Source organism: Eubacteriaceae bacterium ES3 (assembly GCA_030586155.1).
Taxonomy (GTDB): Bacteria; Bacillota; Clostridia; order Eubacteriales; family Eubacteriaceae; genus Acetobacterium.
The window spans coordinates 1,158,152-1,178,464 of the sequence record CP130741.1; the positions used below are offsets into that span (position 1 = coordinate 1,158,152).

Sequence of the window (20,313 nt, forward strand, 5' to 3'; positions counted from 1 at the left end):
TTTAGGGAGGAACCATGCTTCGTATAAGCAATATAAAATTATCAATTCTTGAGGCTGAAAATACTGAAAAGGAAAGAATGGCACTCGAGAAAAAACTCAGAAATATAGTAAAAGGAACAAAGATAAAAGAGTTTCACATTTTTAAAAAATCAATCGATGCGAGAAAAAAGGATATGATTTATTTCATTTATACCCTGGATTTCAGGATTGAAGATGAAAAAAGATTACTGCAGAAGAACAAAGCCGTCAGTATAACTCCAGATTTTAAATCGATGTCTTTGGTAAAAGGTTCTCAAAAACTTAAAAAACCGCCAGTCATTGTGGGAACCGGACCTTCAGGACTTTTTGCAGGATTAATCCTTTCCGAAAATGGATATTGCCCGATTCTTCTAGAAAAGGGCGCAGACGTTGATACTCGTGCCCAAATGATTGAACATTTTTGGGAAACAGGAGAACTAAATGAAAAATGCAATGTTCAGTTTGGTGAAGGTGGAGCAGGAACTTTTTCTGATGGAAAATTGACGACCCAGATTAATGACAGTCGTTGTCGTATGGTTCTTAATAAACTTATTGAGGCTGGTGCGCCAGCTGAGATACTGTATCAGAGTAAACCCCATATTGGAACAGACTTACTTAGAGAAACAGTTAAAAATATTCGTAAGCAAATTATCAAGAATGGCGGAGAAGTTCGTTTTCAGTCTGAAATGACAGGTTTACAAGTAGTAAACAGTGAAATTAAAGGCCTTGTTATTAATAATACTGACGTCATTGAAACTGAACTTGTTTTAATTGGTATCGGTCATAGTTCAAGAGATACTTATCAGAAATTATATGATTCAGGTGTTTCGATGTGTGCAAAATCCTTTTCAATAGGTGTTAGAATTGAGCATCCGCAGGAACTAATCAACACCAGTCAATACGGAAAATGGGCAGGGCACCCGGCTTTGGGAGCCGCTGATTATAAACTGGCTTATCATGGGAAGAATGAGCGTTCTGCCTATACTTTTTGTATGTGTCCGGGAGGAGCTGTGGTAGCCTCGTCATCTGAGAAAGATGGTGTTGTGACCAATGGGATGAGTGAGCATGCTAGAAACGGTGTTAATGCCAATGCAGCTCTTTTAGTTGGTGTTAATCCTGAGGACTTTGGAAGCGAACATCCTTTAGCTGGCGTGGAATTCCAAAGGAAGTGGGAGAGAGCAGCTTTTTTTACTGGTGGCGAAAATTATTTTGCGCCTGCCCAATTATTAGGTGATTTTCTTGAAGATCGGGAAAGTAAAACTTTGGGGACGGTCAATTCAACATATAAGCCAGGTATAGTGATGACTGATTTGAAAAAATGTTTACCTGACTATGTTGTTGAGACTATGAAGGTAGCTATTTTGGAGTTTGATAAAAAAATAAAAGGATTCTCTATGTCGGATGCTATCTTGACTGGGGTTGAAACGAGATCGTCTGCTCCTCTTAGAATCCTGCGCGATGAGAAATATGAGAGTAATCTAAAAGGCTTATTTCCCATGGGTGAAGGGGCAGGTTATGCAGGTGGAATTATGTCTTCAGCCGTCGATGGGATAAAAACAGCTGAAAAGATCATTGAGCGATTTAGCTGTTTCGATGAAAATAGAAATTAATGTTTCAAAAATCGGTATGAAAAGCGACTTCGAGGTACTGAATAATTTTAAATTAAAGGCAATATTTGGGATTTCATCCTCAAATATTGCCTTTTTTCATATGTTTACCTTCATATGATTTCGCATAAAGTCACAGGACTGATTAAGTGATTTTGTTGCTTCAGGAAACATTGGTGCCATCAATGAGAAACAGTGAAACATCCCTTTCCAGACATTAATAGAGACAGGGCTGCCAGCTACAATCGCTTTTTGACTAAACAGCACAGAATCATCTCGAAGAGTCTCATCATTACCAACCTCGATATGAATAGGTGGGAGATCTGATAAGTCTCCAAATAATGGGGAAGTATACGGGTGTCTGGGGTCACCATCACCGACATAGTAAGATAAGTAGGTTTCATTGGCGCCTTCTGGGGTGCAGGGATCATATTTTTTTCGGCTTATATGAGATTCTCCTGACATGGTCATATCAGTACAGGGTGAAAAAGCGAGGCAGGCGGCCGGCAAGGGGGTTTTTTCGTTCTTGCATTTCAAAAGGGTGGAGAAAAGAATGCCACCACCAGCAGAATCGCCGGCAAATCCTATATTTTCAGGAAGATAACCTTCATCAAGCAGCCATTTGTAGATAGAATAACTGTCATTGACTGCTGCTGGTGAAGGATGTTCGGGAGCCAGGCTATAATCAAAAACCAGGGCCTTTAATCCTAAGGTACGAACAAAAGTCGAAACCAGATTTCGATGGGAACAGGCATTGCCCATTACAAAACCGCCTCCGTGAAAATAGAGAATTAACTTATCCTTTGGAGCGCTTTGGGGAATTACCCATTCGCTATAAAAATTTGGGAAGTCTGATGATTCAAAAAGGATATCAGAGTGGGCCTTAACAAGGCGTTTTGCAGCCGCATCTGTATCAGCTCGCAGTTTTTCGATGGAGGTTTCTTTTGAGATAATCTCAGGCTTAAGCTGGCCTTTTAAAAGATGCCGATTTCTTAAAATAAAATGAAAGATAGAACCTTTAAAGCTCATGGTTATACTCCTTTGGATTTTTTAAAAACATTTTGGTAATATGACTTTGATCTGGAAGGTTCAGGCTGACTTCGCGTGTAGATATATAGGTTGAAAGCCCATTAATAATCGACCAGAAAAGAATTGATAACTCTTTAGGGTCGCCTGCCACGATCGAATTTTCTATTTGTCCCTGGCTGATAATATTTGCAAATATCTGATAGGGGATTTCTCTTTTTTCATTTATCTTCTGCTTGGCGGCCTCAGGTATGGCATCTGAATAAATGGCAGAGCTAATCAGACGGTTGGTTTGTAAAAAGCGCGGGCTGTTCTCTATTGTTTTAAATAGTCCTTGAAGGGACTTTAAGAATTTTTCTTCGGCTGGCACCTCAAGAGCATCAATCGCTTGAGTTGCCTGTATTAATAGATTCAGAGCATCATCAATGAGGTCTGTGTAAATCTCATCTTTTGAATGATAATAACGATATAAAAGGCCCTGGGAAACCTGGGCTTCTTTGGCAATATCATGAATACGGGTAGCAAACAGTCCTTTTTCAGAAAACTGTTTCAGTGCAGCACTGCGGATATTTTCTTTACTGATTTCCCGCATCTGTTCGTTTTTTTTCGATGTTCTGGCCATCAGGAAACACCTCGCTTTATAATGAATGAACACTCATTCATTATAAAGCGAGGTGTTTCCTTTGTCAATTTATTTTTAGTTTTTAATAACACATCAATCTTAGATATGCTGTGGTTATGCGATGTGTTATGTTGTATAAATAACATAAAAATATAAAATGATTTTAATTAAAGTAGCATTAAATGCTATAATACAGAAAAAAATGTGATGAAAATAATGAAAGTTAAACGAATTTAAAGAATAAAATATCAACAATATATTTATGGAAAAAACAAATTAAAACACTATAAGATGAAATTAAAGAAATAAAAAGGCTTAATAAACTTATTGACATTATATATTTCATGTTATATTATAAACCCAACAAAATAAATCAGCAAACTTACTGAAAGGTAAGGACGCAAAGCTTTAGGGCCTAAGTGTATCATATGGCAGCCAGTTGCAAAAAATTTCAAGAACTTTAGAAATAAAAGCAACGTGCATATGCGTTGCTTTTTATTTTACAAAATGTTATGGTTTGGTAAAATTTCATATTTGGCAAACCTATCGAAAGGTAGGGACGCAAAGCTATAGGGTCTAAGTAGATTACATGACAGCCAGTTGCAAATAATAGGTGTATTAAGTGCACCCTAAAAACGCAACGTGTCACAACGTTGTTTTTTTTATTCTCCAGGAGGTGGTTCAATGAATCAGGCGTTGTGGATAATATTTGTTTTTATGTCTGGTATGGGTTTTGGTTTGTTAATAAAAAGTATATCAGATATTTTGATTACTAGGAGAATGAAGCAGCTGACAATTGATGATGTAGCTACTCATAAGCAGGAAATAGTATTCTTTGCTTTGGCAACCGGGATTATTTGGGCTTTGATTGCAGGACAAGATGGCTTAAATATACAGTCGATTGCAAATATGCTGTTAATATCAGTAGCGTTAATGATAGCCCTGGTAGATTTAAAGATTCAGAAGATTCCAAATGAATTGCTTCTTCTGGTACTGGTAATTGGTACGACATTAATAATTTCCGGGTGGCCGGGCGGCCATTTGGTAATAAATATCGCAGGTTTTATAATTGGATTTGTCATTTTTGTCCTTCCCGCTTTTCTTGGGCGTGGCGCTGGATGGGGCGATGTAAAATACGCAGCGGTCGTCGGTTTTTGTTTAGGAATACATGGATTGATTTTTGCAATTTTAATGATGTCGATAGCGGTTTTGCTTTATGCAACGGTGTTTCTTGTAAGAAAGAAGGAGGATTTAAAGAAAAAAATAGCATTAGGTCCATTTATCACATTGGGATTCACAATTGTTTTGGTTTTTAATTTAGCAGCATAAAAGAATAAAAAATAAGGAGTAAAAAATGAAAAATTTATTACCACAGATTATCAGAGAAGAAGAAGGTCAGGGAATGGTAGAGTATGGATTAATTATCGCTGGAGTCGCATTAGCAGCAATGGCAGCAATCTGGTTATTGGGACCTCAAGTCAGCGCCCTGTTTACTGAATTAACAACTCAGCTGTCAGCTTAAACGGAGAAAGGTGATGAAAAATTTCCTGCCAGAGATAATCAGAGAAGAAGAAGGCCAGGGAATGGTAGAGTACGGTTTAATTATTGCAACTGCAATAGTACTATTTGTTATATTGCTAGGGCCGGCCTTGAGTGGTTTTTTCACAGAGTTTGCAGCAGCGTTAGCCGCTGGATTAGCAGGTTAAAAAAATTAAACGGAGAAAGGTGATGAAAAATTTCCTGCCAGAGATAATCAGAGAAGAAGAAGGCCAGGGGATGGTAGAGTACGGTTTAATTATTGCCGGAGTGGCTTTGGCAGCAATGGCAGCAATCTGGTTGCTGGGACCACAGGTAAGTGCATTATTCACCGAGCTGACAACACAGTTAGCAGCATAGAACAAAAAATTAAATTAAAGGAGAAATAAAATGAAAGAATTATTACCAATGATTATCAGAGAAGAAGAAGGCCAGGGGATGGTAGAGTACGGTTTAATTATTGCTGGAGTGGCTTTGGCAGCAATGGCAGCAATCTGGTTGCTGGGACCACAGGTAAGTGCATTATTCACCGAGCTGACAACACAGTTAGCAGCATAGAACAAAAAAATAAATTAAAGGAGAAATAAAATGAAAGAATTATTACCAATGATTATCAGAGAAGAAGAAGGCCAGGGGATGGTAGAATATGGATTAATTATCGCTGGAGTGGCTTTGGCAGCAATGGCAGCAATCTGGTTATTGGGACCACAGGTTAGTGCACTGTTCACCGAACTGACTACGCAGTTAGCAGCCTAAACTTTGGATTAAAGAGGAAGAAAGAAGATGAAAGAATTATTGCCGATGATTTTAAGAGAAGAAGAAGGCCAGGGAATGGTGGAATATGGTTTAATTATTGCCGGAGTCGCATTAGCAGCAATGGCAGCGATCTGGTTACTGGGACCACAGATCAGCGATTTATTTACCCAAATCACAACACAATTATCAGCATAATGTGCTGTATTGCCAGAATGTCTACCATAAAAATAGTGGCATATTGAGTGCATCAGACTAAGTATTATGTTTGATGATCAATATGCCATTTTTCATATTCTTTTTCAGATTGATTGAGAAATGGCATGAACAGGAGGAACAAATGATTGCAAAAATAATCAAAGCTTTAAAAAACGAAAAGGGCCAATCTGTTATTGAACTTGCAATTACCTTGCCGGTTCTGATTATGATACTCAGTGCAATTGTGGATTTTGGCTGGCTTTTCATGCACCAGAATATTATCGACTATTGTTCCAGAGATGGAGCGCGTTATGCTGTTGTCCATTCGGATTCTACCATTGCCATAAAAAACTACGTGTTGTCCATTGCGCCGGATGACATGAGTGACTCAATGGAAATAGATGTTACTTTTACCGACCCCGCAGATCCCACAGAGGGGGATGTAATTGTGACAATTAACAGTGATGTGGCAGTGCTTACTCCGATAGTTGGGCTTTTTCTTCCAGGTGACACCATCAATCTGGATGCTGCCTGTACGATGAAAGTCGAGGAGTAGAAGATGAGGGGCCTAAAGGTTTTAAAAAAAATTCTTACTGATGAAAGTGGAGATACCTTAATTATTATCGCTGCCTCAATGGTTTTTATTATGGGTTTTCTCGCTTTGGTTATTGATTTGGGGCTAGTTTATCTGATTGCCGGGCAACAGCAGACAGCAGCTGATGCTGCCGCCCTGGCTGCAGCGCATGATCTGCCGAACTCCAGTACAGCCATTACGACAGCAAAAAACTATGCTGAGCTAAATGGTACAGAAGAAATCAATACGACTGTAACTACGCCCTACTATGGGGATTCGCAGATGATTGAAGTTGTTTGTACAAAAAATGTTGAGTACTCTTTTGCCAAGATTTTTGGCTTTGACAATATTGATGTTTCTGGCCGGGCTGTTGCTAAGATTACCTATCATTGGGAAGGGGATGCACTACCCTTTATAAACCTTGATGACGACTATACTGCCGATCCTGAAATTGTCGCCTGGGAAGATGTCTCGCCAGGTGATAAAGAAAGCATTTTGGAAGGCGAAGATTACGGAATGTATCAGTTAGTTAATGGAGATGATCCGGAAACATGTTACTTTAAAGTGGATTATCAGAATGGTGTAGTCCTAAAAGAAGGAACCGTTGCAGTCATCAAACAGGAAATCGGCTATGTCTATGAACAGCATCTGGGTGGTTTTGTCTATGTACTCAGCCTAAAGCCGGATGTTATCAACAGTGGTTCAGTACTCTTAACAGATGGAACTTACAGAAGTTTAGAAAACCTGAAAAATGAAGATATGATCGACCCCAGCCAGATTGTATTGCTTAAATGCATCTTTCACGATTACGATTATAAAGGAAAGAATTTATATTTAACTTATATTGAAGACTACGATATTTACAACGGGGAACTGCCATCTGATTATGTTAATCCGGAGGGTGGGTCGTCCAGTTTAGTCGAGTAAATAAAGGATAGTAATGATGAAAACACGATAATACTAATTATTTGAAATAATAATTAGGGGTAATCTTGGTTTATCTGATTTTGTCGGGATATGAGGTCAATATTCTGAAATAAAATGGGTAAATAAAAATTATCTGATGACTAAAATTTATAATCAGACTTAATGATTCTGATTGTGCAAATGGAGAGTATAAATGAAGAAACTAGTACTGATTGCCCTGGCATTGTCAGTGGTTGCGGGGATTGCCGTTTTCCAGTTTGCGCTGTCTTTAACGACAAGAACTGACGAGGAAACCAGACCGGTTGTAGTAGCGGTAACAAATATTGAGGCAGCAACAGTCATTAAATCTGAAATGGTTGAGTTGCAGGATTTGCCCATCAGCTATGCACATCCTTCTTCTTATAACAGTCTTGAAGAGGTGGTTGGTCGAGTGGCCAAAGAAAACATTGCAGCCGGTGAACAAATTTTAACGAGTCGACTCAGTGTTGGCAGTGAAGAAAATGACGGTTTAGCTTATACTGTCCCCTCTGGTTTTCGGGCGGTAACCCTAGAGACGGATGAGTTTACTGGAGTGGGCGGCTATCTTCAGAGTGGAGATAGGGTTGATGTGGTGGCAACGTTAGTCACCGGCACATCATTCATCTCTGAATATATTTCAGAAAATCTTGAGGTTCTGGAAGTAGGTGCAAAACTGAGAAATGATTCGGAAGAAGAATACATATCGGTAACTGTCGCAGTCCCTAAAGATCAGGTCCCAAAACTGAACTATGCGCTGACTGAAGGAGAGTACCGGATTGTTCTCAGATCGGCAGTGGATCAGGAGGCAGATAATCTGCCATCTTATGTTCCGACAGATTGATCTGAAAGCGAATGAGGCGTATCAATGGATAAAATAAAAGTAATGATAATTGGTAATAATGAGAATCGGATTTATGAAATAAAAAGTCTTTTAAAGGCGGATCGCACAATTTTTGTTGGATATACCCGCAATGAAGAAGGCGCTTTGACAAAATCTGTGAATTTGCAACCTAATGTGGTAATCCTTCAATGTGAAGATGAATATTATGAATCCATCAATCTGGCTGAGAAGATTTATATTCGGATGCCGGGTTGTTCGGTTTTTCTGATTTGTGATAACTTTGATACGGCTTATACTGAAAAAGTCATGCAGGCTGGAATTAGAAAAGTTCTGCAGTTTCCCATTGATACCACAACTCTGACTGAAAATATTGAAACTGCTTACTTTCTCGAAAAATCCCGAATGGAAAATGTTGAATCGGGAGTCGGCAACAGTGTTCAGTCTCAGGTTATAACAGTTTTCGGAACCAAAGGAGGAATTGGTCGAACAACAGTGGCAGTTAATCTGGCGGTTGCGCTATCAAAAAAAGGAAAGAAAGTCGCGATTATCGACGCCGATCTGCAATTTGGCGATGTCAATGTATTTTTTGATATGGATCCCAAAGAAACCATTGCCGATCTTACTCAGGGTAAAGATTCCAGCGACATGGATGCAATTAGACGGGTAATGGGATTACATTTTTCTGGAGTAAATATTATCTGTGCTCCCAAAAGCCCGGAATATGCGGAGTATATTACGCCTGAGATGTTGGATATGATAATTGATACAATGCGGCCGTTTTATGACTATGTGATAGTAGACACTGCGCCAGTCTTTAATGATATTTCGATGGTTGCGATAGAAAATGCCAACCTGCTTTTATGTGTTGCCGCGCCAGATATTTCAACGCTTCGCAATACTAAAATTGCCTTAAATGTTTTGGATACGCTGCAGCAACGGGAAAAAGCGCAGATTATTGTCAATCGTTTTGAAAAGAGTCTTATTACCATTAAAGATATGCAAAGAGTATTGGGGGTACCGCTAAAAAACACCATTCATGCAGATTGGAAAACGGCCTTAAATGCCCATAATAAAGGAGTTCCAATACTTCTGGGAGCAGCTAAAACAGGACTTGGCAGAGAACTTACTAAAATTGTTGACTTTGCTTTAAAGATGTTAGCTCAGCGATAATTCGTCTAAAACAAATAAGTATTAGTACGGTTAATATTAGTTTTTAGATGCCAATCTGAAAGAAAGGAAAAAATATGGGACTTCTTGAAAAAATGGAACAGAAACGAACGGGTCCGAAAGAAGGAAACGATGAAGGTAAAAGAGAAACACCGCGGGTCGATATTTATCAGAGTCTAAAAAACCGTGTCCATCAGGAAGTGATCAATGAAATCAACAGTAGCAAAGTAGAAGAGATCTCAAAAGAGAATTCAGCAGAAATTTTGAGAATTCTTGAAGCGGTAATGTCGATTGAGGCTGAGAATGTTAATCGAATGGATCGAGAGCGAATTACCGAAGAACTTTTAAATGAGATTATTGGTTACGGACCTCTTGAAACATTGTTGAACGATCCGGATGTTACTGAAATTATGGTTAATGGTTATAATCGTATCTATATTGAAAAAAATGGAAAGATACAGCTATCGCCGGTTGTGTTTAAGGATAATCAGCATGTCTTAAACGTTATCGACCGAATTGTTTCTTCAATTGGCAGACATATCGATGAGGCCAGTCCAATGGTGGATGCCAGGCTTCAGGATGGTTCTCGTGTTAATGTGGTGATTCCTCCGCTATCCCTGGTTGGGCCGGTTATTACCATACGTAAGTTTTCAAAAACGCCGATTACAGTTGACCAGTTACTTTCGTTTGGCTCTCTGTCTCATCAAATGGTCGCTTTCCTTGAGGCATGCGTACGGGGAAAACTTAATATAATCGTTTCCGGTGGAACTGGGAGTGGTAAAACAACTATGCTTAACGTATTGTCCAGTTTTATTCCAGATCAAGAACGTATTATTACCATTGAAGACGCTGCTGAGCTGCAACTGAGACAAGAACATGTTATTACACTGGAAAGTCGTCCGTCTAACCTGGAAGGTCGGGGAAAGGTATCAATACGAGATTTGGTCGTCAATTCCCTGCGTATGAGGCCGGATCGAATTATTGTCGGAGAGGTACGATCCGCCGAAACGATTGATATGCTTCAGGCCATGAATACCGGTCATGATGGTTCTCTGACCACAATTCATGCCAATACCCCAAGAGATTCACTGTCGCGTATCGAAACAATGGTTTTAATGTCGGGGATGGAACTGCCAATGAGAGCCATTCGTGACCAGATGACTTCAGCTATTGATTTGATCATTCAGCAATCCAGACTACGTGACGGAACCAGAAAAATAGTTAATATTACTGAAGTAAACGGGATGGAAGGTGATGTTGTGGTTATGCAGGATATTTTTAAATACGAAATGTCCGGACAAATGGATGCAGAAGGAAAATTCCGTGGACGTTTCAAGAGTATGGGAATCAAACCCCGATGTCTTGAAAAAATCAGGCATAACGGAGTGATGGTCAGTGATGACTGGTTTATTGACCGCTGAAAGGAAGTGAAATTATGCAGGCAGTTTTTGTTTCGATCCCGGTTGCGGTTCTTGTTTTTGTAGTGGTTTATTTAATTCTTAAGCTGATGTTTGCTGGACGTCAGCAAATAGAAAAAAGAATGTCAACGCTGATAGAAAGTCAGAATAAAGAACTGGAAATTATTAAAAGAAGTCGTCAGAAACGATCTAAAGTAAAACTTCTAAAGCGGATTGCCAACGATTTATCGATGTCAGGGATGATGATACGTCCGGCTGAATTTTTGCTCGTTTGGCTGGGAGTGGCTCTGATTCCAACAGTACTGATTTTTTTGGTCAGCAGCAATCTGATTTTCGCAGCCATTTCTTTGGGAATAGGATTACTCTTGCCGCCGCTTTATGTAAAAAAACAGCGGGAAAAACGAGTCGAGCTGTTTGAACAGCAGCTTGTTGAAGCCATCGGTATCATGAGCTCCTGTCTGAAATCGGGGCTTACCTTTCAACAGGCACTAGTCAGTATATCAACTGAAATGCCGGATCCTATTTCCAGCGAATTCAGCAAGGTTGTCAGAGAACTCAAGCTGGGTTCTACCATCGAAACATCCTTAACCCGTTTATCAGATAAAATTGGCAGTCAGAACTTTATGATGATGGTATCTGCGATTTTAATCCAGCGGCAGACGGGTGGAAATCTTTCAGAAATTCTTCTGAATATTTCTGGAACGATAAAAGAGCGGTTTAAAATTAAAAATGAAATAAAAGTACTAACAGCAACAGCCAGAACATCAGGATTAGTCGTAGGCTTGATGCCGGTGGCAGTTATTTTGATATTCCTTGTCTTTAATAAGGAATATGTGACTATATTTTTTGAGTCAACTTTGGGAATTGGGATGATAATAACTGGTATTGTGATGGAAATTATTGGATATTTATTTATCAGAAAAATTGTTAATATTCAATTCTAATGAAAAGGAAAATACTATGTAGTCGGTTTTGTTTTTCCAATTATAAAGAGCAGCGGTTTATTATTGTTTGGAAGATACATTAAATATTGTGGTTAAATTAAGAAAGAAAGGGTTTAAAAATGCTGTGGTTATCCATTAATATCGGTTTACTTTTATTTATCGCGATAATTATTCTCTTCTATAGAAAAGCTCAGGAAGCGGATACAAAAGGCCGGCGTCTGAATGCAATTAAAACTGGAGATGGAAACTGGGACGAAGAATTTCAAAAACCTTTTATTCAGCGCGTTATTGTCCCAGTGTATACTTCAGTGATAAAAACGATTTCCGGGTTTTTATCCCGGAAAGATTCTAATAATAATGTAAAAATGGAATATCAGCTGCGTCTGGCGGGGCTTTATCTGACAGTAGCCGAATATAACGCAATTCGTATTGTGATATTTGGAGTTCTATTCTTAAGTGCCATTTTGTTCACAATTTTATCCCATGCAAACCCGGTTCTTAAGCTTTTAATTATGATCATGTCAAGCTTAATTCCCTTGGCTGCACCCCTATTATTTTTGCGGTATCGAATTAATAAAAGACAAACAGCTATTTCCAATGAGTTGCCAGATGTAATGGATCTACTTTGTGTTACCATGGAAGCAGGGTTGGGATTTGATGCAGCACTGATTAAGATCAGTGACCGCTTATCTGGAGTTCTTGTGAATGAACTGAATATTGTTCATACTGAGATTAATTTTGGCAAACCAAGAAGAGATGCCTTGAAAAGTCTGGCCGACCGTAATTCTGTAGAAGAACTAAAAACTTTTGCCGGTTCGGTGATTCAGGCTGACCAGTTGGGAATACCAGTTAATCAGGTTTTAAAAGCCCAGTCTGAAGAATTGAGAATTAAACGAAAGCAAAGAGCCGAAGAAAAAGCCATGAAGGCACCAGTCAAGATGATGATCCCTCTGGTCTTGTTTGTATTACCCGTTCTTTTTATCGTACTCCTGGGACCAACTATTCTGCATCTGGTTGAACAGTTTGGATGAGGGTGATATAATGGCAGAGATATATGATCAGGATAGATGCCTTTTTAATGATATAAAAGTAGCCGATACATTTTTAAAGCGGTTTATCGGTTTACTTCGGACTAAAAGCCTTAATGAAAACCAGGGCTTACTTTTAGAAAATTGCAAACAGGTACATATGTTTGGAATGAAATATCCAATTGATGTGATTTTTATCGGTAAGGATGGGGTTGTTCTTCGTTATGAAGAGGCATTAAAACCGGGTAAAGTCAGTGCTCATGTAAAAGAGGCAAAATGGGTATTGGAAGTACAGTCGGGTAGTTTCAAAAAATATTTTAAAAGCTCATCACAAAAACTGAAGTTAAAAGTATGAATGAGGGGATATTATGGCGAAAAATGTGGAAACAATTACACTTAATGAATTAAGAGATCAGACAGATCAGAAAAAAGAGCGAACCAGTCGTTTTGGTAACAGCATTTTTGGCGGATATAATAAAAAACAGGTTAATGAATATGCAAGGTCTTTAAATGAAGAACTTGAAAATGCGGAGGCCTCTTTTAATAGCAGACTCGAAGAATATGCGGCTATGACTGAAATGCTTAAACAGGAGCGTGATCAGTACGGAGAAATGTTTAATATCAGTAAAAATGAAAAGGCAGAACTGGAAAAGCGGCTCGAAATTCTTGAAAATGAAAATCGACAGTTGGCTTATTCCGTGTCGGAAGTAAAAAACAGAAAAACTTCGGACGATGATGAAGAAGTAGAAAATTTAAAACGAAAACTTAAAGCTTATCAGTCCTATGAAGAAGAATATGGCGATTTAAAGACTCAGCTGGGACAACTGAAGAATCTAGTCAATGAACTGAATGAAGAAGTCAGCGATTATACTCAGGTTCAGCAAGGTGATGATGGATTTGTTAAGGAACAGCTACTTCAACTGCAAAAAGAAAAGCAGGAACTGATTTCTCAGAAAAATGATATTTTAGAGGAAAAAGGTGATTTGACAATAGCCTTTGAACGTCTGAAGGAAGAAAACCAGTTGCTAAAAGAAAAGTTAGAGAAAGTCAAAAATAACGAAGAAGCTCCGGCTGCCTTCGAACAACTTAAAGAAGAAATACGGCTGTTAAAAGTCAAGTATGAAGAAGCTTTAGAAGAAAAAGGTGATTTGGTTGTTGCGTATGAGCGATTGAAAGATGAAAATCGTAGTCTGAAAGTTAAATGTGCTGAAGCCGAAGAAAAAGATCAAAATGTTTTAAATGAGCTCAAAAGAAATATTGAACAGTTAAACGCAGAAAATGAATTATTAAAAATGCAACAGGAAGAAAACGATAAGAACTCCCGTAATCAGGTCAGGGCGTTGCGACAAAAATTTGAAAAATATCAGGAATCTCACAACAAAAAGAATGTGGAAATGGTGGCTCATCTTGAGTTGGCTCTGGAGAAACTAAAAAATGATCAAAAGTATGTCGGTCTTGAACAGGATGAGAATGAAAATGATGCAGATATTTTTGAGTCATTTGCCACAATAAATCCAGAGATGGATAGTACAAGCATATTTGAACAGTAAATATTCAAGAAAGATAAAATAAAACGTTTGCAAAAATAGCTTTACAAAAAGCAGAAATGTGATATAATAAGTACAAGTCAAACAGTATTCAAGATAAAAAGGTTAATATCATATCAAACAGATCATAATAGCTGATAAAGTTATTTAAGGAATCTGGTTTGAACAGAAAGATCTGGGAACGAAAACAGATTGTCTGAAAATTAATAATGTGACAACCCTTTTATGGAATTAAATGAAAAGTTATTTTGAAGAAGAAATTTCAGAAAAATAGGATGAGTAAATGATTACCAAAAAGTTTAAACGGTCAGTTTGCAAAAGTACAGGCTGGAGATATTACTTGGATTATTAAGATAAACTGTTTGAGGAAAATCAATAGGAGGTATCCAAACGGATGACCGAACAGATTTGGGACTAGACCGATTTTATTGCAAAGAAAGTAAAATCGGAGCTAGTCTTTTTGTAATAAATTATTGATGTAATTTTAATGCCAGTACGAATCAAACTTAATTTGTACTGGTATTTTAATGCTTATAGGGCGAAAATTGTTCCGATTTTATATAATCAAGACAAGGCAGGGTTTAAATTTAAAATGATGAGAACATCTTTAACTCGGTGATATATAAATCTGGCATAGAATAATATTGACTTTTGAGATAGAAAATGATAATTTCATTTAAGATAAATATTTAGAGGGTTTTACAATGAATAGTGTTAATAAAAAATATAATGAACGTTTAAAAAGGTTTCAGAAGGCGATTCGTTTAGAGGTTCCGGATCGTGTTCCCATTTTTTCTTTAAATAGCCCTGAAGTAACAGTGGAATATGCGGGTGAAGATTTAAAAACAGTTCATCTTGATTTTATAAAACTTCGAAAGACCATACCACAATATTATGAAGATTTATTAATAGATGGAGTTGCAACTGCTTTTTTGAGGAATTCCAGATTGTACACCCATTTAGGTGCTAAAAATTTTAATCTCAATAAAGATGGCTTTATGCAATATTCGGAAGTTCAGGGTATGCTGGAAACAGACTATGAAGAATTGATTACTATGCCAATGGAAACGATTGTTAAAAAGATTTTACCGCGGATATATACAGCATTTTCTATGAATGATCCGGCTTCTTCCTTAAATATTGGCAGGGGCTTTACTGAATATATAGAAAATTCTAGACAGTTGCGTGAAATTGACCAGCATTGTGTTGAAGTTTCCGGAATTCCTGTCATCACAAATCATATGGTGGAAGCTCCGTTTGATTTTCTTGCTGACCAGTTAAGGGGATTAACAGGAATTGTAACTGATATGCATCGGCGACCCGAACAGGTTGAGACTGCTTGTGAAGCTTTATTGCCATTATTAATTAAATGGGGAATGTCAGGGTTTAAAGAAACAGGAGCGGAATTTCCTGGTCTGTTTATCCCCTTGCACATGCCTCCATTTTTAAACCCCAGTCAGTTTGAGCGTTTTTTCTGGCCAACTTTTAAACGGATGGTTGATGAATTTACTGGCTCAGGCCATACTGTTTCGTTATTTTTAGAAGGAGATTGGACAAACTTTTATGACTTTTTGCAGTCTTTTGATCGGCGGGTAATTGGTTTTTTTGAGACGGGTGACTTGAAAATAATTAAAAATAAGCTTGGCAAATCTATATGTATTGCGGGAAATTATCCTATTAGCGTTTTAAATTCGGAACCGCTTGAGAATTGCATTGATATCGCCAAGGCAATGCTTGATGTAGCGGCACCTGGAGGGGGATATATTTTCAGTACAGGTAAGGTGGTTCTTCGAAAAAAAGGAATTGATCTGGAAAAATTAAAAGCAGTTCATCGATATGTTATTGAAAATAGCAAATATTAGCCAGGAGAGACTCAAATGGAAACAAATACATATGAAATTTTTGAAAAGTTGTTGAAAATAAATAACAGCACTAATTTAGAAGATGAATTGTTGTTGAAAATATTTCAAAGTGAAGATGAAGATGATTTGTTTGGATTTGTGTTATCATTATTAATTTAATGAAATGCTTTAAGGAGGAATAATGGAAGAAAATCTTCATGCCGGTCATCGGCAACGTGTTAAGAACAGAGTTTTAAATGACGGCCTGAGTGGATTTGAAGAATATCAGATTTTAGAGTTTTTGCTTTTTTATAGTATACCAAGAAAGGATACAAACGAAATTGCGCATAAACTCATCGAGCGTTTTGGAACCCTTGCAAATGTTTTTGAGGCCAGTATCAATGATCTTTGCCAGGTAGATGGACTCACTAAAAATTCCGCACTGCTGCTCACAATGCTACCGGACTTAACTAAACGTTACCAAATAAGCAAAATTAAGGATAAACCTATAATCTCAAGTAGTAAATCGGCTGGAGACTATGTCATGAATCTTTTTACCGGGAAATTATACGAAGTTTTTTACCTATTATGCCTGGATAGTCAGAATAGGGTTAATTATGCCTTGTTGTTGCATGAAGGAACAATCAATGAAGCGCCAGTCTATCCCCGAAACATCGTAGAAAGTGCCCTTCGACATCAGGCTGTGAGTGTTATTCTGGCACATAATCATCCTGGTGGAAGCTTGAAGCCATCTCATGAGGACATAAATGTGACTCAGCGGATCAAACAGGCATTAGAACATATCTCTATAAAAGTTATTGATCATATCATAGTGGCAGAAGATAGATTCTATAGTTTTGCTGAAAACGGAGTACTTTAAAAGATAAAAAAAAGAATGTAAATAAGTGAAAAAAGTAATTTTGCTGAAAAATTTCAGTAGTTACTTTTTTTTATTATTTTTTGTGATAGAATAATTATTGGCGTTTTTTACAAACAAGCTTATTGAAAAACTTAAATCGTAGTCTATTCACTGTTTGATGAAGACTTGAAAAAAAGTAGTATCTGTAACTATGTTTAACAAAATGAATGCCAAATATAATTATTCAATAAGGAGGATAAATATGAAATTACTTTTTTATGTTCTTAGTCGGACCGATAAACTGGATGTACTGCTGACAGAACTTGGAAACCGTAAACTTTGTGGTGCGACGGTTATCGAAGCGACGGGTATGGCCCGTTATTTGAATAGTCGGCATGATGATGAAGAAATCCAGTTTCTTAGTTCCCTCAGAGACTTTTTTAGTTTAGATCGGGTTAAAAGCAATGTAGTATTCATGGTTGTTCAGAATGAACAGGTTAAACAGGTCATAGACGTTATTGAAGAAACGATTGCCCCTTTGGATACTCCCGATTCAGGTATTGTTTTTACTGTCCCATTGGATTTCGTGAAAGGAGTATCTTGTTTTGCAGAGTAATATTATTTTTGAAGTTTTTTTGATGCTTTTTGCTGGGATTATCTTTGGAAGAATAGTAAAGTTTTTTAAAATGCCCAATGTAACGGGGTATTTGGTTGCAGGACTAATTTTAGGGCCGTCTTTTTTAAACTTTATTCCGTCCTATATGGTGGAAGGGTTTGGTGTTATTTCAGATATTGCTCTAGGCTTTATTGCGTTTTCTGTGGGGAGTCAGTTCGATTTTAATTACTTTAAAAAAGTTGGACCTGCCCCGATTATTATTGCTATTTTTGAAGCCATAACGGCAGTCGTTTTTGTGATTATTGCTGTCACTGTTTTTGGATTTGACATAAAACTTGCAATTATGCTGGGTGCGATTGCGGCTGCGACAGCGCCGGCACAGACGATTATGGTCATTAAACAGTATCGGGCAAAAGGGCCATTGACATCAATGTTGATGAGTGTGGTGGCAGTAGACGATGCAGTTGCTCTAATTGCATTTGGGTTTGCCTCAACCCTTGTTAATATGATGTCTTCGACACAATCTGGAAATTTGTTTATTTCGATTTTGACCCCAGTTTATGAACTGTTAATTTCTTTGGTTGTTGGAATATTGGTAGGGTTTCTGATGAAGCTGATTTTCAGATGGTTTAAGAAGCCTTCAAACCAACTAAGTATTTCAATCGCTTCAATTTTGCTGGCTTACTGGGTATCTGATTCGCTGTATGGATCTTCACTGCTTTCTTGTATGGCTCTAGGTGCAACGATGGCAAACATTTATCGTGCCCAGATTGATCAGTTGGTTAAAATTACGGAAGAGTTCACACCTCCAGTGTTTATGCTGTTTTTTGTGGTTTCAGGAGCTGGTTTTCAGGTGTCGGCACTTTCAAGTATTGGCTTAATTGGTATTCTTTATGTAGTAGCAAGAGTGATTGGTAAAATTACTGGAGCATATATTGGTGGTCGGTTAACAGGCCAGGATCAGAATACCTGCCGATATCTTGGTCCGACTTTAATGCCGCAAGCTGGCGTGGCCCTAGGGCTTATTGTAGCGGCATCACAGGTGGTTCCGGATTATGCAAATCAGATTCAAGTTATTGTTTTGTGCTCAACATTTATTTACTCCTTAATAGGACCAGTCGTGGCAAAACAATCACTTATAAAAGCTGGTGAAATTCAATTGGAAAATAAAGGGGTACCAAGGCAGGCACATTCATAAAAAAAAGTCTTAATCAGATTCTCTGATTTAGACTTTTAAATGACTGATAATTCATGATAAGAAATAGGTGGTAACTGTTCTTTAATACAGACTGCCAGCCGAAAATTTTCAAATTGTTTTAACTCAAAGAAATAGGGTTCTATTAGGTTATTTTCTAAAACTTCTATTAGCGATTCACTTTTTCTGATACTAAATGAGTTTAGCGGCGCATTTAAACCTGTTCCACGAGCTTTTAGATAACTTTCTTTTAATACCCAATAATTATAAAATTGTTCATTTGAGTCTTTAGCCTCACGAATGCATTCTTTTTCTTCTTCAGAAAAATAAGTTTTGGCAATCTCAAAATCAGCATGCTGAACGGCTTCGACGTCAACACCAATTGTAGAAGTATAAAAAGCAATTACTGCCAGGTTGTGAGTATGTGAAAGATTGAAATGAAGTCCAGAAGGGGATATTAAATAAGGCTTACCGTATTGAGTATAAGAAAGATCGGACTCACTGTAATTTTCAATGGATAAAATATGATGAAGGAGAATACCTGCTGCTAAAGATGTGTTTTTGTCTTTTCGAAAACGGAAGTGCTCAATTTTTTTCTGTCTGCTAAAAGGAAGATGTTTATAATAACGATTGAAAATTATATCTTGATGAAAAACAGCACTGTTCAAGATTATTACATGACAATGGTCAGGATTGTAACTTACTTCCTGACCATTGTTTTTTTTTGACTCACTGATATCAAAGCTTCTTAATTTCGGATTTAACAAAGTAGCAGTAATAAACTTATCATTCATAGCAACGATTTAAAAGACTAAGCATTTGAACATCCAGTTTTACTTGCCGGACAGGTTTTACCAAGTTTACAGAAATCGCAAGGAATGAGGACTTCGAAATCAGCATGATCATAAATTCCCATAATTCCTGAAACACTTTTAACAGGAACCATTTTTAGGTGAGAGGTTAGTTCAAGACCAATATCAGATGGTGAAAGAAGTTTAAAAATAGGTCGCTGATTAATGAGTTCAAACTGATGCTGTCCAGGATTCCAGACTGGAGAGTGAAAAAGACTATTTTTCTGAAGTTCTAGTCCAAGACGCTCTTTTAACCATAAACTTGCATTTTCAATAAAAGAAGTTCCCCAAATATCAAAAAAATATTGTTTCATTGAGCCATCTATTGATTTAAGTTGCTCATCGAATCCATTAATTGTTGCAACAAAGCATAAACAATGACTGGCTCCTCTAAGAATTTTAGGTGGCATTTTTCCTGAAAGCATGATATTTGAAGAAATATGAACAGTATCGTCAATGATATCGGAAATTTCAAAGAACTGGTAAAGTGATTCAATTGTTAAAGATTCCATCATCAGATTGCGTGTTTCCAGGATGTCGTTTCCGTATTTAGGGGGAATATTAGAGATATCAATATTGGTATGGCGTTTAAAAAATGAATTGACTTCAGTCAATTCATCAAAGGGTATATTCAGTTGTTGACGAGGTTGAGTTAACATAGAGCTTCCTTTCAAAAAAATAGTTAGATTTGGCTGTTTTCTTTAGATAATGTATAATAAAAATTGTA

The 20,313-nt window shown here is 37.5% G+C and carries 26 protein-coding genes and 2 riboswitches; of the genes, 22 read left to right on the forward strand and 4 right to left on the reverse strand.

Annotation, left to right across the window (positions count from 1 at the left end; translation table 11 throughout):
• Positions 1-14: 14 nt before the first annotated feature.
• On the forward strand, positions 15-1,628 hold the full coding sequence (locus Q5O24_05270) for a hypothetical protein (protein WKY48728.1): 1,614 nt from the start codon (positions 15-17) through the stop codon (positions 1,626-1,628).
• 96 nt (positions 1,629-1,724) lie between these two features.
• Here Q5O24_05270 and Q5O24_05275 read toward each other — a convergent pair whose 3' ends face one another.
• Positions 1,725-2,654, reverse strand: a complete 930-nt coding sequence (locus Q5O24_05275; protein WKY48729.1) for an alpha/beta hydrolase — start codon at positions 2,652-2,654, stop codon at positions 1,725-1,727.
• On the reverse strand, positions 2,644-3,273 hold the full coding sequence (locus Q5O24_05280) for a TetR/AcrR family transcriptional regulator (GenBank protein WKY48730.1): 630 nt from the start codon (positions 3,271-3,273) through the stop codon (positions 2,644-2,646). The genes Q5O24_05275 and Q5O24_05280 overlap by 11 nt, the downstream gene beginning before the upstream one ends.
• Positions 3,274-3,638: 365 nt before the next feature.
• Positions 3,639-3,720, forward strand: a riboswitch (cyclic di-GMP riboswitch).
• 79 nt (positions 3,721-3,799) lie between these two features.
• Positions 3,800-3,881: riboswitch (cyclic di-GMP riboswitch) on the forward strand.
• A 76-nt stretch (positions 3,882-3,957) separates the two neighbouring features.
• On the opposite strand from Q5O24_05280, the gene Q5O24_05285 reads away from it, so the two are divergent.
• The 21 genes from Q5O24_05285 to Q5O24_05385 all read left to right on the forward strand — a co-directional run bounded on the left by Q5O24_05285 (position 3,958) and on the right by Q5O24_05385 (position 18,738).
• The gene (locus Q5O24_05285) at positions 3,958-4,602 is read left to right on the forward strand and encodes an A24 family peptidase (protein ID WKY48731.1); all 645 of its coding nucleotides are present in this window, start codon (positions 3,958-3,960) and stop codon (positions 4,600-4,602) included.
• 25 nt (positions 4,603-4,627) lie between these two features.
• The gene (locus Q5O24_05290) at positions 4,628-4,795 is read left to right on the forward strand and encodes a Flp family type IVb pilin (protein WKY48732.1); all 168 of its coding nucleotides are present in this window, start codon (positions 4,628-4,630) and stop codon (positions 4,793-4,795) included.
• A gap of 13 nt (positions 4,796-4,808) precedes the next feature.
• Complete coding sequence (locus tag Q5O24_05295) at positions 4,809-4,979, forward strand: Flp family type IVb pilin (GenBank protein WKY49214.1); 171 nt, start codon at positions 4,809-4,811, stop codon at positions 4,977-4,979.
• A gap of 22 nt (positions 4,980-5,001) precedes the next feature.
• Positions 5,002-5,169, forward strand: coding sequence for a Flp family type IVb pilin (locus Q5O24_05300; GenBank protein WKY48733.1), 168 nt, complete (start codon positions 5,002-5,004; stop codon positions 5,167-5,169).
• A 30-nt stretch (positions 5,170-5,199) separates the two neighbouring features.
• Positions 5,200-5,367: a Flp family type IVb pilin gene (locus tag Q5O24_05305; protein ID WKY48734.1), complete on the forward strand. Its 168-nt coding sequence runs from the start codon at positions 5,200-5,202 to the stop codon at positions 5,365-5,367.
• A 30-nt stretch (positions 5,368-5,397) separates the two neighbouring features.
• Positions 5,398-5,565 carry a Flp family type IVb pilin gene (locus Q5O24_05310; protein ID WKY48735.1) on the forward strand — a complete coding sequence of 56 codons (168 nt, stop codon included), beginning with the start codon at positions 5,398-5,400 and terminating at the stop codon, positions 5,563-5,565.
• A 27-nt stretch (positions 5,566-5,592) separates the two neighbouring features.
• A complete protein-coding gene (locus tag Q5O24_05315) occupies positions 5,593-5,760 on the forward strand; it encodes a Flp family type IVb pilin (GenBank protein ID WKY48736.1) in 168 nt (55 codons plus the stop codon).
• Between the two features lie 142 nt (positions 5,761-5,902).
• The gene (locus tag Q5O24_05320; GenBank protein ID WKY48737.1) at positions 5,903-6,316 is read left to right on the forward strand and encodes a TadE/TadG family type IV pilus assembly protein; all 414 of its coding nucleotides are present in this window, start codon (positions 5,903-5,905) and stop codon (positions 6,314-6,316) included.
• 3 nt (positions 6,317-6,319) lie between these two features.
• Complete coding sequence (locus tag Q5O24_05325; GenBank protein ID WKY48738.1) at positions 6,320-7,261, forward strand: pilus assembly protein TadG-related protein; 942 nt, start codon at positions 6,320-6,322, stop codon at positions 7,259-7,261.
• Between the two features lie 193 nt (positions 7,262-7,454).
• Complete coding sequence (gene cpaB, locus Q5O24_05330; protein WKY48739.1) at positions 7,455-8,120, forward strand: Flp pilus assembly protein CpaB; 666 nt, start codon at positions 7,455-7,457, stop codon at positions 8,118-8,120.
• 24 nt (positions 8,121-8,144) lie between these two features.
• Positions 8,145-9,290, forward strand: coding sequence for an AAA family ATPase (locus Q5O24_05335; protein WKY48740.1), 1,146 nt, complete (start codon positions 8,145-8,147; stop codon positions 9,288-9,290).
• 74 nt (positions 9,291-9,364) lie between these two features.
• Entirely contained in the window at positions 9,365-10,708 is a 1,344-nt protein-coding gene (locus Q5O24_05340) for a CpaF family protein (GenBank protein WKY48741.1), read from the forward strand.
• A 14-nt stretch (positions 10,709-10,722) separates the two neighbouring features.
• Entirely contained in the window at positions 10,723-11,649 is a 927-nt protein-coding gene (locus Q5O24_05345; protein WKY48742.1) for a type II secretion system F family protein, read from the forward strand.
• Positions 11,650-11,768: 119 nt separating this feature from the next.
• Entirely contained in the window at positions 11,769-12,680 is a 912-nt protein-coding gene (locus Q5O24_05350) for a type II secretion system F family protein (protein WKY48743.1), read from the forward strand.
• A 10-nt stretch (positions 12,681-12,690) separates the two neighbouring features.
• Complete coding sequence (locus Q5O24_05355) at positions 12,691-13,032, forward strand: DUF192 domain-containing protein (protein WKY48744.1); 342 nt, start codon at positions 12,691-12,693, stop codon at positions 13,030-13,032.
• 13 nt (positions 13,033-13,045) lie between these two features.
• Entirely contained in the window at positions 13,046-14,227 is a 1,182-nt protein-coding gene (locus tag Q5O24_05360; GenBank protein WKY48745.1) for a hypothetical protein, read from the forward strand.
• Between the two features lie 701 nt (positions 14,228-14,928).
• A complete protein-coding gene (locus Q5O24_05365; GenBank protein ID WKY48746.1) occupies positions 14,929-16,086 on the forward strand; it encodes a uroporphyrinogen decarboxylase family protein in 1,158 nt (385 codons plus the stop codon).
• A gap of 15 nt (positions 16,087-16,101) precedes the next feature.
• Positions 16,102-16,245 (forward strand): hypothetical protein, encoded by a 144-nt coding sequence (locus tag Q5O24_05370; protein WKY48747.1) that lies wholly within the window; start codon positions 16,102-16,104, stop codon positions 16,243-16,245.
• A 22-nt stretch (positions 16,246-16,267) separates the two neighbouring features.
• Positions 16,268-16,945 carry a DNA repair protein RadC gene (radC, locus tag Q5O24_05375; protein ID WKY48748.1) on the forward strand — a complete coding sequence of 226 codons (678 nt, stop codon included), beginning with the start codon at positions 16,268-16,270 and terminating at the stop codon, positions 16,943-16,945.
• A gap of 241 nt (positions 16,946-17,186) precedes the next feature.
• Positions 17,187-17,540, forward strand: a complete 354-nt coding sequence (locus tag Q5O24_05380; GenBank protein WKY48749.1) for a hypothetical protein — start codon at positions 17,187-17,189, stop codon at positions 17,538-17,540.
• On the forward strand, positions 17,530-18,738 hold the full coding sequence (locus Q5O24_05385; protein ID WKY48750.1) for a cation:proton antiporter: 1,209 nt from the start codon (positions 17,530-17,532) through the stop codon (positions 18,736-18,738). Before Q5O24_05380 ends, Q5O24_05385 begins: the two co-directional genes overlap by 11 nt.
• Before the next feature lie 35 nt (positions 18,739-18,773).
• Here the strand turns inward: Q5O24_05385 and Q5O24_05390 are convergent, their stop codons facing one another.
• Together Q5O24_05390 and Q5O24_05395 are read right to left on the reverse strand one after the other, a co-directional pair.
• Positions 18,774-19,529, reverse strand: coding sequence for a 4'-phosphopantetheinyl transferase superfamily protein (locus tag Q5O24_05390; GenBank protein WKY48751.1), 756 nt, complete (start codon positions 19,527-19,529; stop codon positions 18,774-18,776).
• A gap of 17 nt (positions 19,530-19,546) precedes the next feature.
• Positions 19,547-20,245 (reverse strand): hypothetical protein, encoded by a 699-nt coding sequence (locus Q5O24_05395; protein WKY48752.1) that lies wholly within the window; start codon positions 20,243-20,245, stop codon positions 19,547-19,549.
• Positions 20,246-20,313: the final 68 nt, after the last annotated feature.